This window comes from Pararhizobium capsulatum DSM 1112 (assembly GCF_030814475.1).
Taxonomy (GTDB): Bacteria; Pseudomonadota; Alphaproteobacteria; order Rhizobiales; family Rhizobiaceae; genus Pararhizobium; species Pararhizobium capsulatum.
Genome location: NZ_JAUSVF010000001.1, coordinates 2,497,345 through 2,509,106, shown reverse-complemented (window position 1 = coordinate 2,509,106; position 11,762 = coordinate 2,497,345). Strand labels below are relative to the sequence as shown.

Genomic DNA, 11,762 nt, shown 5'->3' with positions numbered 1-11,762 from the left:
GCAAGATCATCGCCACCGCAACTATTTTCCTGATGGCGGGAGCAACCCTTCCCCAAGCCGCGTTTGCCCTGGACGACAAGCAGAAGAAGGAGATGGGCGAGTTCATCAGGGAATATCTCGTGGCAAATCCCGAGATCCTTCTGGAAGCCCAGCAGTCCCTGAAGAAAAAGCAGCAGGACGAGCAGCTTCGCCAGGCCGAGGTCGCGATTTCCGAGAACCAGCAGACGATCTTCAAGTCGGTCCACGATGTCACGCTCGGCAACCCGAAGGGTGACGTGACGATCGTAGAATTCTACGACTACAACTGCGGCTACTGCAAACGCGCGCTGGCAGACATGGAAACCATTCTTGCCAATGACAAGAACGTCCGTTTCGTGCTGAAGGAACTGCCGATCCTCGGACCCGACTCGCTTGCCGCACACAAGGTTAGCGCCGCATTCCGCCAGGTTGCTCCCGAAAAATACGGCGAATTCCATCGGGCTCTGCTGGGTGGCGAGGACCGCGCAACCGAAGAAACTGCGATCGCCGTTGCCGGCCGTCTCGGTGTCAGCGAGGCCGATCTCAGAGCAAAGATGGAGACCGACGCCCACGACGCGGCAGTCAAGGAATCCTACACGCTCGCCAACAACCTCGGCATCACTGGAACGCCCTCCTACGTCGTCGGCAACGAGGCCGTTTTCGGTGCTGTCGGCGCCGAAGAGCTCGAAACCAAGGTCACGAACATGCGCAGCTGCGGAAAAACCGTTTGCTGAGCACCGCCTGACGGTCGATCGCTTGTGGACAAATTCCGTGGGGGTGCAAAGGGCTTTTCCTCACGGAACCAGCGGTCTATAGGTAGGCCCACGATTATCGGACCTTATCCTTCATGTCTGCCATCATCTATGTTCTGAACGGCCCAAATCTGAACGCGCTCGGAAAGCGCGAACCTGGCATCTACGGCGGCCAGACGCTTGCCGATATCGAGGCCATGTGCATTGAGGAAGGCAAGGCGCTCGGCCTGGAGGTCGTATGCCATCAGAGCAACCACGAAGGCGCGCTGATTGACTGGATGCATGAAGCTGGTGACAAGGCTGTTGGCCTTGCGATCAATGCCGGTGCCTACACCCATACATCGATTGCCCTGCACGATGCGATCAAGGCCATCAAGATCCCCGTCGTCGAGTTGCACCTGTCGAATGTGCACGCGCGCGAGGAATTTCGCCACAAATCCATGCTTGCTCCCGCCGCGAAGGGCGTGATCTGCGGCTTCGGCGCCCACAGTTACATTCTTGCGCTCAATGCGCTAAACACACTGACGAAACAAACGAAATAAAAAGAAAAAGAGGCTCTTTCCATGGCTGACAAGAAACCCGGCATCGATCAGACCCTGATCCGCGATCTCGCCAACATCCTGAACGAGACCGATCTCACGGAGATCGAAGTGGAGCAGGACGATCTGCGCATTCGCGTCTCGCGCGCCGGAACGCCGCAATATGTTTCCGCTCCGGTTCCGACCCAGTTTGCTGCCCCCGCGCAGCAGGCAGTTGCAGTGTCGGCTGCTGCTGCCGAGCCCGTTCGAAATAACAAGAACGCCGTCACCTCGCCGATGGTCGGCACGGCCTATCTCGCGCCAGCCCCCGGCTCTCGCCAGTTTGTTGAAGTCGGCTCCACCGTCAAGGAAGGCCAGACGATCCTGATCATCGAAGCAATGAAGACGATGAACCAGATCCCGGCGCCCCGTTCCGGCAAGGTTGTTGAAATCATCGTTGAAGACGGCGCGCCGGTTGAATACGGCGAAGCGCTGATCATCATCGAATAGGCCTGAACAGATGATTTCCAAGGTTCTCATTGCCAATCGCGGCGAAATCGCCCTTCGTGTGCTTCGCGCCTGCAAGGAGCTCGGCATCGCGACGGTGGCCGTTCATTCGACCGCCGACGCAGATGCCATGCATGTGCGCCTCGCCGACGAAAGTGTGTGCATCGGCCCGCCGCCCTCGCGCGAAAGCTATCTGAACATCCATCAGATCGTCGCCGCCTGTGAAATCACCGGCGCGGACGCCGTGCATCCGGGCTATGGATTCCTGTCGGAGAACGCCAAGTTCGCCGATATTCTGGATGCCCATGACATTACCTTCATTGGCCCGACTGCCGACCATATCCGCATCATGGGCGACAAGATCACAGCCAAGGAGACAGCAAAGTCCCTGGGCATTCCGGTCGTTCCGGGCTCTGCCGGCGAAGTTAAGCCGGAGAATGCGCTGGTAATCGCCCGCGAAATCGGCTTCCCCGTACTGATCAAGGCAACTGCCGGCGGCGGTGGTCGCGGCATGAAGGTCGCCAAGACCGAAGCTGACCTCGAGGAGGCCGTTTCGACGGCTCGTTCCGAAGCACTGGCCGCATTCGGCAACGACGCCGTCTACATGGAAAAGTACCTCGGCAAGCCTCGCCACATCGAAATCCAGGTTGTCGGCGACGGTGAAGGCAATGCCATTCATCTCGGTGAGCGCGACTGCTCGCTGCAGCGCCGCCACCAGAAGGTCTGGGAAGAAGCCAACTCGCCTGCCCTCAACGTCGAGCAGCGCATGAAAATCGGCGAGATCTGCGCCGATGCGATGCGCAAGCTGAAGTATCGTGGCGCCGGCACCATCGAGTTCCTCTACGAAAACGGCGAGTTCTATTTCATCGAAATGAACACTCGCCTTCAGGTGGAGCATCCGATCACCGAGGCAATTACCGGCATCGATCTCGTGCACGAACAGATCCGCGTTGCATCCGGCGCTGGCCTTTCGGTGACACAGGACGAGGTCGTGTTTTCCGGCCATGCCATCGAGTGCCGCATCAACGCAGAAGATCCGCGCACCTTCGTGCCCTCGCCCGGCACTATCACGCATTTCCATGCACCGGGTGGCCTTGGCGTTCGCGTGGATTCGGGGGCTTATCAGGGTTACCGTATCCCGCCTTACTACGACAGCCTGATCGGCAAGCTGATCGTGCATGGTCGCACGCGCGTCGAATGCATGATGCGCCTGCGCCGTGTGCTTGATGAGTTCGTCATTGACGGCATCAAGACCACGCTGCCGCTGTTCCAGGACCTGATCAACAATCAGGACATTGCAAACGGAGACTACGACATTCACTGGCTGGAAAATTATCTGGCCAAGTCCGCGGCCGAATGAGGCCTGACGCATGAAGGGGTCTCGCAACAAGCAACCGGTGGTGACGCCGGAACTGCTTTTGCGGGCCTACTCAATCGGCCTTTTTCCCATGGCCGATTCGGCTGACGACCCGGAGATATTCTGGGTGGAGCCCGAACTGCGCGGCATCATCCCTCTCGATGATTTCCACGTCTCGCGCAGCCTCGCCAAGACAATACGACGCGCACCATTCGAGATTACCTACAACACCGATTTCGAAGATGTGATGGCCGGCTGCGCGCAAGCCGCTCCCGATCGTCCGACCACCTGGATCAACAGCACCATCCATTCGCTCTATACGACCCTGCATCGCATGGGGCACGCCCATTCCGTCGAAGCCTGGGAGGGTGACAAACTGGTCGGCGGGCTTTACGGCGTCTCCCTGGGCGCGGCCTTCTTCGGCGAAAGCATGTTTTCCCGCCGCGCCGATGCATCGAAGATTTGCCTGGTGCACCTCGTGACACGACTGAGAGAACGCGGCTACAGGCTTCTCGACACCCAGTTCACCACGGACCATCTGAAGACGTTTGGCGCCATAGACGTCCCCAAAGGGGAATATGAAGTCATGCTCGCCAAGGCGATGGCGTCGCCAAACCTCAAGTTCTGAAGCCGAAAAGACAGAAAGTTACTGTGCGGCGGCCGTGTCGGGCGGCGGCAAATCTGACTTGGCCTTGCAGGACTGCAGCCAAACGTCATAGACGGGGTGCTCGACGGCATTCAAGCCCGGGCTGTCGGCAAACATCCAGCCGGTGAAGATACGGCGGATCTTTCGATCGAGCGTGATTTCGTCGACCTCGACGAATGTTGTCGTCTTGGGGGCTTCCGTGTCGTCGCGGCTGTAGCAGACGCGCGGCGTCACCTGCAGCGCGCCGAACTGCACGGTCTCGCCGATATAGACGTCAAACGTAGTGATGCGGCCGGTGATCTTGTCGATACCGGAAAATACGGCAACCGGGTTTGACACGCGCTCTGCATGGGCAGGAAAAACGGCCACGGAAAAGGCGGCGATCCCAAAGGCCATCGCCGAGCTAAGCCGGCGGCGCATTGAAAGATCAGAATGTGAAGCTGCCATGATCGCCGGTTCCTTGCGCGCCGCCCAGAAGTGTTGCGGCATCAGGCGCTAACGGTGAAATGTGGCCGAGGCATGATCCATCGGCGAGAGGGCGAAAAACGCCCTCCATCCACGTTCGGATATCAGGCGCCGGGGGTCCAGGCGTCGTAGTCGCCGGTGACGCGTGGCCGCTCGCCGGTATTGCTGATCGAGCCCTGTGGGCGATAAGCGTCTGCAGAGCCGGTATAGTTCGGCTGATGTGGCTTCTGCCATTCGCGGGCCTGATAGTTTTCGTCCGCCGGCGAGACGTCGGTGCGATGATGCATCCATCCATGCCAGCCCGGCGGGATGGCAGAAGCGTCGGCGTAGCCGTTGTAGATCACCCAGCGGCGGGTGCGGCCTTCGGAATCCTTGCCGCCCTGGTAGTAGACGTTGCCAGCGGCGTCTTCGCCGACGCGCTTGCCGAATCGCCAGGTATGGAAACGTGTTCCGATCGTCTGGCCATTCCACCAGGTAAAGATTTGCAGCAGAGACTTCATGATGCCCGTCCTTGGCCACGCTGTTGCAGCGCGGAATAACTGGAATTCCTCTCCCGCTTATGCCGCGGGAGGCGTGGCTTGTCCAGCATTTCCAGCGAGAACGACATCATTTCAGGCGGAGTTTGAAGCCGAAATGCGAGGCCTCGAAACCAAGGCGGCGATAGAATCGGTGAGCATCGGTTCGCGCTGAATTGGACGTGAGTTGAACCTTGGAAAACCCCTGGCTGCGGGCATGCTCCATTGCATATCGTAGCATGGCTTCGCCGATCCCCTGCCCGCGCCGGTCACTACGCGTCTGCACCGCTTCGACGAGCAGGCTGGAACTGCCGCGGCCGGGCAACGCGGTTAAAACCGTCATCTGAAACGTACCGACGACGATATTGCCGATCTCTGCTACATAAAGCGTGTCGTTGGGGGATGCCTGAATGCGCTCGAACGCGGCAACATAGTCCACCAACGCCGCAGGATCAGTCGTATCGCCATGCCCGCCGAGGGCATCATCGGCAAACAATTCAACAAGCGCCGGCAAATCGCTGCGTCGCGCGTGCCGAATAGTCAGTGACGTGGTGATCGCGTCCATGGTTGTCCTCTTTTGATCGAGGCAACATCTGGCACCGGCACGCAAAGGAAATGTGACAACAGCTGGCCGCGTTTGGATGGCGGACGTCAGTCCAGAGTTTTTTCCATCGCGATCGTCTCAATACCCCAATGGGGCGAGCCCGAACCTTCGGGAGCAAAGCCATGCGCCTCGTAGAAGGCGATGGCTTTCGCATTGTTTTCCTCAACCTCCAGCCGCATGCGGCCGGCATAGGGAAAGCAGGTTTCGAGTTCAGCAAAGAGATCGCGGCCGATTCCCTGTCGTTGAAAGGCCGGCAGCACGTAGAGCTGGTGCAGCACGGCGGTTTCATGCAACGTCTCCGACATGGCGGCATAGGCCATGCCGCCGATCGTCTTGCCATTATCCGCGACGAGGAATTCGGCGTTCTTGCCGGCCAGATTGGCCTTCAGTGCCGCAACCGAATGCCACTTCGTCGATATTTCGTCGATCTTCTCGGCGTCATAGAGCGCGTCGTAGGTCGCGTGGCTGGTCTCGGACAGCAGCTTGCTGATCGCCGGCAGGTCGCGTTCCGTTGCTGTCCTGACGAAGAACATCGATCAGTCCTCGAGGCCGAGCTTGGCCTTGACCAGCGCCTGAACGGCCTGCGGATTTGCCTTACCGCCGGTCGATTTCATCACCTGCCCGACGAACCAGCCGGCAAGCGATGGCTTGGCCTTGACCTTCTCGACCTGATCGGGATTGGCCGCGATGATCTCGTCCACAGCCTTTTCAATGGCGCCGGTGTCCGTCACCTGCTTCATGCCCCGGGCTTCGACAATCTCTGCGGGGTTGCCGCCTTCGTTCCACACGATCTCGAACAAATCCTTGGCGATCTTGCCGGAGATGACTTCGGATTTGATGAGATCGAGTATGCCTCCGAGCTGCGCCGGGGAAACCGGTGTTTCCTCGATCGACTTGCCAGCCTTGTTGAGCGCGCCGAGCAGGTCGTTAATCACCCAGTTCGCGGCGATCTTGCCGTCACGGCCGGCGGCCACAGCTTCGAAATAATCGGCAATCGCCTTTTCCGAGACCAGCACCGAGGCATCATAGATAGAGAGACCGAGGTCGCTGACCAGCCGCACCTTCTTGTCATCGGGCAGTTCAGGCAGATCGACCTTCAGCGCCTCGACGAAAGCATCGTCGAATTCCAGCGGCAGGAGGTCCGGATCAGGGAAATAGCGGTAGTCATGCGCATCTTCCTTGGAGCGCATCGAACGGGTCTCGCCCTTGTTCGGGTCGAACAGGCGGGTTTCCTGATCGATCGAGCCGCCGTCTTCCAGAATGCCGATCTGGCGGCGGGCTTCGTATTCGATCGCCTGGCCGATGAAGCGGATGGAGTTGACGTTCTTGATCTCGCAGCGCGTGCCGAAACCTTCGCCGGGACGGCGGACCGATACGTTGACGTCAGCGCGCATGGAGCCTTCGTCCATGTTGCCGTCGCAGGTGCCGAGATAGCGCACAATCGAGCGCAGCTTGGCCATATAGGCCTTGGCCTCGTCGGACGATCGCATGTCGGGCCTGGAGACGATCTCCATCAGCGCGACGCCGGAGCGGTTCAGATCGACATAGGACATGGTCGCATGCTGATCATGCATCGACTTGCCGGCGTCCTGCTCAAGATGCAGGCGCTCGATGCCGATCTCGATGTCCTCGAAATTGCCCTGACGATCCGGCCCGAGCGAGATGACAATCTTGCCCTCGCCGACGATCGGGTCCTTGAACTGGGAAATCTGGTAGCCCTGCGGCAGGTCCGGATAGAAATAGTTCTTGCGGTCGAAGATCGAGCGTTTGTTGATCTGCGCTTTCAGCCCGAGACCGGTGCGGACAGCCTGCCTGACGCATTCCTCGTTGATGACGGGCAGCATGCCGGGCATGGCCGCATCGACGAGCGAGACGTTGGAATTCGGCGCATTGCCAAAGGTCGTCGAGGCGCCGGAGAACAGCTTGGAATTGCTGGTCACCTGGGCGTGGACCTCCAGGCCGACGATCACTTCCCAGTCGCCGGTGGCGCCGGGAATGTAGCGTTTGGGATCGGAGGTGCGGACATCGACTAGGGTCATGGACTGCTCTTCTGAAGGCTCGAAATCGTGATCCTCTCGGTAGAACAAATGGCATGGTGGTGCAAGGCTTGACGGGCAATCTCACGAATAGCTGAAAAGGCTTGAGCCGGTATCGAGTACCGGTCTTTCGATCAGGATTTTCCGCAGGCCGATCGTTTCGACGTTCTGGTCGAGCTTTGCGGCGTAGCTTGTGGAGAGCGAACTCACCGAATAGCCGCGCTTCATGAAGAAATCGACGGCAGCCGCGTTGCGGGCATGCGTGCCAAGCTCGGCTGCCTCGATATCCAAGGCGGCAATACGGCTTTCCATCTGCCCCAGCAAAGCAGTTCCGAGGCCCTGCCGCTGTGCATGGGGCGTCACCCACAGGTCGGTGATCACACCATCGCCGCGCTCGGAGGCAATCCAGCCTGCAAGCGCGCCATCGATCTCGCCGACGAACACGCGCTCCCAATTGTTGCGGATAAAGGAGAGGAACGCGACCTCTACCGTATGGCGCATCTTCACGGGATCGACGAGCCCCCGGACAGCCATCTGCCAGGCGGAAAGCCCGATGGCCGTCAGCGGGATAACGTCGTCTTCGCTCGCAATGCGGATCGTAATCATTCAGCCGCCTTTCAAGGGCGATTGAACCATCACGGCCGACGTTTGGCCAGCCTCGTCAGCAGATTACCACCACTTTGCCGGCGTGAATCGGCCCGCAGCCTGCTCGATGACGTGCGCCGTCTTGAAGAGAGTTTCTTCCTCGAACGGCTTGCCGATCAACTGCAGACCAAGCGGAAGGCCCTTGTGGTCGAGGCCGGCGGGAACGGCGATGCCCGGCAGGCCGGCCATATTGACAGTCACCGTGAAGATGTCGTTCAGGTACATCTTCACCGGATCGGACGCCAGATCCTCGTCGGCGATGCCGAATGCGGAAGATGGCGTGGCCGGCGTCAGGATCGCATCGACACCCGTATGGAAGGCAAGCTCGAAATCGCGCTTGATCAGCGTGCGGACCTTCTGTGCCTGCAGGTAGTAGGCGTCGTAGTAACCGGCCGAGAGAACGTAGGTACCGATCATGATGCGGCGCTTGACCTCGGTGCCGAAGCCGGCCGCGCGGGTCTTCTCGTACATGTCGGCAATGTCCTTGCCATCGACGCGTAGGCCGTAGCGAACGCCGTCATAGCGGGCAAGGTTGGATGAGGCTTCGGCCGGCGCCACGATGTAGTAGGCCGGCAGCGCGTATTTCGTATGCGGCAGGCTGATATCGACGATCTCGGCACCGGCGTCGCGCAGCCAGGCGATGCCCTGCTGCCAGAGCGTCTCGATTTCTTCCGGCATGCCATCGACACGGTATTCCTTCGGGATACCGATCTTCATGCCTTTCAGCGACTGGCCGAGCGAGGCTTCGTAATCCGGGATCGGCAGATCGACGGAGGTCGTGTCCTTGGCGTCGACGGATGCCATCGACTTCAGGAGGATGGCGGCATCGCGCACGTCGCGGGCGATCGGACCGGCCTGATCGAGCGACGAGGCGAAAGCGACGGTGCCCCAGCGGGAGCAGCGACCGTAAGTCGGCTTGATGCCGACCGTGCCGGTGAAGGCTGCCGGCTGGCGGATCGAGCCGCCGGTATCGGTTGCCGTGGCGCCCGCGCAAAGGAACGCAGCGACAGCAGCGGCAGAACCGCCAGAGGAACCGCCGGGAACGAGATCCAGGTTGGAGCCGTTTGCGCGCCACGGGTTCTTGACCGGGCCGTAATAGGAGGTCTCGTTGGAGGAGCCCATCGCGAACTCATCCATATTGAGCTTGCCGAGCATGACCGCGCCTTCGTCCCACAGGTTCTGCGTGACGGTCGATTCGTAGCGCGGCTTGAAGCCGTCGAGAATGTGGCTGCTCGCCTGCGTGTGCACGCCCTCGGTGGCAAACAGATCCTTGATCCCGAGCGGAATACCTTCGAGCGCACCAGCCTTGCCGGCCGCAATCCGCGCATCCGACGCCTTGGCCATGTCGCGCGCTTTTTCCGGCGTGACGACAATATAGGCATTGATCGCCGCGTTCGCCGCTTCGATCGCTCCAAGATAGGCCTCCGTCAATTCGACGGCGGTGATGTCCTTGGCAGCGAGCTTGGTGCGGGCTTCGGCGATGGTCAGGCGGGTCAGGTCGGTCATGGCAAACGGGGCTTTCAAATAAAGGGATACGCGCGGCGGTCTGGCGAAGCTTATTCGACGACCTTGGGCACCAGGAAGAAGTTGCGGTCGGTGACCGGCGCGTTGGCAACGACATCCTCGGCCTTGTTGCCGTCGGTGACCACATCCTCGCGCTTCTTCATCGCCATCGGGGTCACGGATGTCATCGGCTCGACGCCCTCGACATTCACTTCCGAAAGCTGCTCGACGAAGCCCAAGATGCCATTGAGCTCGCCGGTCATGCGCAGTGCTTCCTCCTCGCTGACTGCAAGGCGGGCGAGGCGCGCAACGCGCTTTACGGTGGCGAGATCTACGGACATGGAAGGGCTCCGGTCTTTAAGGATATTTCCCCCGCTATAATGGCCCAGACGTGGCGGTGCAACGGGGGAATCGGCATGTCGGACGTTCAGAGCGTAAGGTTGGCACCGATTGCAGGCGTCTCGATCCTGGTGGAGGCTCCATCCATGGCGCTCACGAAGGTCTCCGGCGTCTGATCGACGATCGGGAAACTGCCGTAGTGGCAGGGGATCACAGTGCCGAACTTGAAGTAGCGCTGGCAGGCAAGGGCTGCGACGGCACCGCCCATGGTGAAGCGGTCGCCGATCGGCACGAGGCCGATTTCCGGCTGATGCAGTTCGTTGATGAGAGCCATGTCGGAAAAGATATCGGTATCGCCCATGTGATAGAGCGTCGGTTCATCCTCGAAATGCAGAACGAGACCGTTGGCGTTTCCGAGCGCATGGGAAACACCATCCTCGGTGATCTGCGCCGACGAATGCAGCGCGTTGACGAACGTCGAGGAAAAGCCGTCGAGATGGATGGTGCCGCCGGTATTGCCCATCTCCAGCGCCGAAACGCCCTTTGATCCGAGCCATGCCGCAAGATCGGCGTTGGCGACGACGGTGGCGCCGGTTTCCCGCGCGATCGCGATCGTTTCGCCTACATGGTCGCCATGACCGTGGGTCAAGAGGATATGGGTCAGGCCGGCCGTCGCATCCTTGCGGGTTTCATCCCGGAAGGATGGATTACCGGTGAAAAAGGGATCGATCAGAATCCGGGCCTTGGCCGTTTCGATGCGGAAGGCAGAATGGCCGAGCCATGTGATCTTCATGATTGAACTCCTGTCGATTTATCTGTGCGGGAAGCATATGGATCAGGAAACAATCAATAGAAGATCGAATCGGCAAATCAAATGGCTGTTCTGACCATCGAAGACCTCGCCGCCCAGCTCGCCCCCGGACAGGCGATTGCCGGGCTCGATCTCGGCACCAAGACGATCGGCATTTCCGTCTCCGACCTCGGCCGGCGTTTTGCCACGCCGCGCGAGATGATCAAGCGCGTCAAGTTCGGCATCGATGCCCAGGCGCTGCTGGCCGTTGTCGAAAAGGAGAAGATCGCCGCTCTCGTCATCGGTTTGCCGATCAACATGGACGGCTCGGAAGGCCCCCGCGCCCAGGCGACGCGCGCCTTTGTGCGCAACATGGCGCCAAAAACAGATGTGCCGTTCGCCTATTGGGACGAGCGGCTCTCGACGGTTGCGGCCGAACGAGTACTTATCGAGATGGACGTTTCACGTCGCAAGCGCGCCCAACGCATCGATTCGGCGGCCGCATCCTTCATTCTTCAGGGCGCGCTGGACAGGCTCGCGTCGCTGGCCAGAACGGCTTCCGGCGCAGACGACTGAGCGGCACCGTAACGGCGCTGATACCATGCGCGGATTTCCCGCCGCTTGCGCCAGCCGATGATGGCAAAAACCACCAGACTGTCAACGGCGATTGCGCGTGCCACCAGCGGCGGAATGGTTTCCGGCGGAATACCCAGCACATGGCCGTAGATATTAAACACCAGATCGTGCGCCCGGCGCGTCAGCATGAAGATGCCGAAGCTCATGTCGTAATAGGAAAGGCTGTACCAGCCCGTCAGGATCGTGACGGGAGCAGCCCAGAGGATCAGAAGCCACTTCATGCGGTTCTCTCCATATGAGGGAATTGGGGTCGATAACCGCGTGCCATGGAGCGCCCGGCCACATCGAGCAGCATGGCGCCGCCGAGAATGATGGCCGGCACGGTCAGATCGAGCGCAAGGCCCGCAAAAAACATCATCATGATGATCGTCAAGCCAGTTCGCACGGAACCTGCTCCATTGCCATTACAGTTAACATTGCAAGTGGGAGCA

Annotated in this window: 17 protein-coding genes; 6 read left to right on the top strand and 11 right to left on the bottom strand. The window is 60.1% G+C overall.

What is annotated here, in order from left to right:
• The first annotated feature begins 32 nt into the window (after window positions 1–32).
• From QO002_RS12295 to aat, 5 genes are all read left to right on the top strand, one after another.
• Window positions 33–752, top strand: coding sequence for a DsbA family protein (locus QO002_RS12295; protein ID WP_307233338.1), 720 nt, complete (start codon window positions 33–35; stop codon window positions 750–752).
• Between the two features lie 113 nt (window positions 753–865).
• Window positions 866–1,312, top strand: coding sequence for a type II 3-dehydroquinate dehydratase (aroQ, locus tag QO002_RS12290; RefSeq protein WP_307230023.1), 447 nt, complete (start codon window positions 866–868; stop codon window positions 1,310–1,312).
• A gap of 21 nt (window positions 1,313–1,333) precedes the next feature.
• Window positions 1,334–1,798, top strand: coding sequence for an acetyl-CoA carboxylase biotin carboxyl carrier protein (gene accB / locus QO002_RS12285; RefSeq protein WP_307230021.1), 465 nt, complete (start codon window positions 1,334–1,336; stop codon window positions 1,796–1,798).
• A 10-nt stretch (window positions 1,799–1,808) separates the two neighbouring features.
• Window positions 1,809–3,155, top strand: a complete 1,347-nt coding sequence (accC, locus tag QO002_RS12280; RefSeq protein WP_307230020.1) for an acetyl-CoA carboxylase biotin carboxylase subunit — start codon at window positions 1,809–1,811, stop codon at window positions 3,153–3,155.
• Between the two features lie 10 nt (window positions 3,156–3,165).
• Window positions 3,166–3,780, top strand: coding sequence for a leucyl/phenylalanyl-tRNA--protein transferase (gene aat / locus QO002_RS12275; RefSeq protein ID WP_307230018.1), 615 nt, complete (start codon window positions 3,166–3,168; stop codon window positions 3,778–3,780).
• Between the two features lie 18 nt (window positions 3,781–3,798).
• On the opposite strand, the gene QO002_RS12270 is transcribed toward aat, so the two are convergent.
• The 9 genes from QO002_RS12270 to QO002_RS12230 form a co-directional block, all read right to left on the bottom strand.
• Entirely contained in the window at window positions 3,799–4,194 is a 396-nt protein-coding gene (locus QO002_RS12270) for a DUF2155 domain-containing protein (protein WP_307233336.1), read from the bottom strand.
• Window positions 4,195–4,367: 173 nt separating this feature from the next.
• Window positions 4,368–4,763 carry an NADH:ubiquinone oxidoreductase subunit NDUFA12 gene (locus QO002_RS12265; protein WP_307230016.1) on the bottom strand — a complete coding sequence of 132 codons (396 nt, stop codon included), beginning with the start codon at window positions 4,761–4,763 and terminating at the stop codon, window positions 4,368–4,370.
• Window positions 4,764–4,869: 106 nt separating this feature from the next.
• Window positions 4,870–5,343: a GNAT family N-acetyltransferase gene (locus tag QO002_RS12260; protein ID WP_307230014.1), complete on the bottom strand. Its 474-nt coding sequence runs from the start codon at window positions 5,341–5,343 to the stop codon at window positions 4,870–4,872.
• A gap of 86 nt (window positions 5,344–5,429) precedes the next feature.
• Window positions 5,430–5,915, bottom strand: coding sequence for a GNAT family N-acetyltransferase (locus QO002_RS12255; protein WP_307230011.1), 486 nt, complete (start codon window positions 5,913–5,915; stop codon window positions 5,430–5,432).
• Between the two features lie 3 nt (window positions 5,916–5,918).
• A complete protein-coding gene (gatB, locus tag QO002_RS12250) occupies window positions 5,919–7,421 on the bottom strand; it encodes an Asp-tRNA(Asn)/Glu-tRNA(Gln) amidotransferase subunit GatB (protein ID WP_307230009.1) in 1,503 nt (500 codons plus the stop codon).
• Between the two features lie 81 nt (window positions 7,422–7,502).
• The gene (locus tag QO002_RS12245) at window positions 7,503–8,024 is read right to left on the bottom strand and encodes a GNAT family N-acetyltransferase (protein ID WP_307230006.1); all 522 of its coding nucleotides are present in this window, start codon (window positions 8,022–8,024) and stop codon (window positions 7,503–7,505) included.
• Between the two features lie 63 nt (window positions 8,025–8,087).
• On the bottom strand, window positions 8,088–9,569 hold the full coding sequence (gene gatA / locus QO002_RS12240) for an Asp-tRNA(Asn)/Glu-tRNA(Gln) amidotransferase subunit GatA (protein WP_307230003.1): 1,482 nt from the start codon (window positions 9,567–9,569) through the stop codon (window positions 8,088–8,090).
• A 50-nt stretch (window positions 9,570–9,619) separates the two neighbouring features.
• On the bottom strand, window positions 9,620–9,907 hold the full coding sequence (gatC, locus tag QO002_RS12235) for an Asp-tRNA(Asn)/Glu-tRNA(Gln) amidotransferase subunit GatC (RefSeq protein ID WP_307230001.1): 288 nt from the start codon (window positions 9,905–9,907) through the stop codon (window positions 9,620–9,622).
• An 86-nt stretch (window positions 9,908–9,993) separates the two neighbouring features.
• Window positions 9,994–10,698, bottom strand: a complete 705-nt coding sequence (locus QO002_RS12230; RefSeq protein ID WP_307229999.1) for a metal-dependent hydrolase — start codon at window positions 10,696–10,698, stop codon at window positions 9,994–9,996.
• Between the two features lie 81 nt (window positions 10,699–10,779).
• On the opposite strand from QO002_RS12230, the gene ruvX reads away from it, so the two are divergent.
• On the top strand, window positions 10,780–11,271 hold the full coding sequence (gene ruvX / locus QO002_RS12225) for a Holliday junction resolvase RuvX (protein WP_307229998.1): 492 nt from the start codon (window positions 10,780–10,782) through the stop codon (window positions 11,269–11,271).
• Here the strand turns inward: ruvX and QO002_RS12220 are convergent.
• Together QO002_RS12220 and QO002_RS12215 are read right to left on the bottom strand one after the other, a co-directional pair.
• Window positions 11,211–11,552 (bottom strand): DUF6105 family protein, encoded by a 342-nt coding sequence (locus QO002_RS12220; protein ID WP_307229995.1) that lies wholly within the window; start codon window positions 11,550–11,552, stop codon window positions 11,211–11,213. The genes ruvX and QO002_RS12220 overlap by 61 nt on opposite strands.
• Entirely contained in the window at window positions 11,549–11,716 is a 168-nt protein-coding gene (locus QO002_RS12215; protein WP_307229993.1) for a hypothetical protein, read from the bottom strand. Before QO002_RS12215 ends, QO002_RS12220 begins: the two co-directional genes overlap by 4 nt.
• Between the last annotated feature and the right edge of the window lie 46 nt (window positions 11,717–11,762).

Excerpts from the sequence above, each read along its gene's own strand:
- QO002_RS12295 (WP_307233338.1), top strand. The coding sequence starts at position 33 with ATGGCGGGAGCAACCCTTCCCCAAGCCGCGTTTGCCCTGGACGACAAG.
- aroQ (WP_307230023.1), top strand. The coding sequence starts at position 866 with ATGTCTGCCATCATCTATGTTCTGAACGGCCCAAATCTGAACGCGCTC.
- accB (WP_307230021.1), top strand. The coding sequence starts at position 1,334 with ATGGCTGACAAGAAACCCGGCATCGATCAGACCCTGATCCGCGATCTC.
- accC (WP_307230020.1), top strand. The coding sequence starts at position 1,809 with ATGATTTCCAAGGTTCTCATTGCCAATCGCGGCGAAATCGCCCTTCGT.
- aat (WP_307230018.1), top strand. The coding sequence starts at position 3,166 with ATGAAGGGGTCTCGCAACAAGCAACCGGTGGTGACGCCGGAACTGCTT.
- QO002_RS12270 (WP_307233336.1), bottom strand. The coding sequence starts at position 4,194 with ATGGCCTTTGGGATCGCCGCCTTTTCCGTGGCCGTTTTTCCTGCCCAT.
- QO002_RS12265 (WP_307230016.1), bottom strand. The coding sequence starts at position 4,763 with ATGAAGTCTCTGCTGCAAATCTTTACCTGGTGGAATGGCCAGACGATC.
- QO002_RS12260 (WP_307230014.1), bottom strand. The coding sequence starts at position 5,343 with ATGGACGCGATCACCACGTCACTGACTATTCGGCACGCGCGACGCAGC.
- QO002_RS12255 (WP_307230011.1), bottom strand. The coding sequence starts at position 5,915 with ATGTTCTTCGTCAGGACAGCAACGGAACGCGACCTGCCGGCGATCAGC.
- gatB (WP_307230009.1), bottom strand. The coding sequence starts at position 7,421 with ATGACCCTAGTCGATGTCCGCACCTCCGATCCCAAACGCTACATTCCC.
- QO002_RS12245 (WP_307230006.1), bottom strand. The coding sequence starts at position 8,024 with ATGATTACGATCCGCATTGCGAGCGAAGACGACGTTATCCCGCTGACG.
- gatA (WP_307230003.1), bottom strand. The coding sequence starts at position 9,569 with ATGACCGACCTGACCCGCCTGACCATCGCCGAAGCCCGCACCAAGCTC.
- gatC (WP_307230001.1), bottom strand. The coding sequence starts at position 9,907 with ATGTCCGTAGATCTCGCCACCGTAAAGCGCGTTGCGCGCCTCGCCCGC.
- QO002_RS12230 (WP_307229999.1), bottom strand. The coding sequence starts at position 10,698 with ATGAAGATCACATGGCTCGGCCATTCTGCCTTCCGCATCGAAACGGCC.
- ruvX (WP_307229998.1), top strand. The coding sequence starts at position 10,780 with ATGGCTGTTCTGACCATCGAAGACCTCGCCGCCCAGCTCGCCCCCGGA.
- QO002_RS12220 (WP_307229995.1), bottom strand. The coding sequence starts at position 11,552 with ATGAAGTGGCTTCTGATCCTCTGGGCTGCTCCCGTCACGATCCTGACG.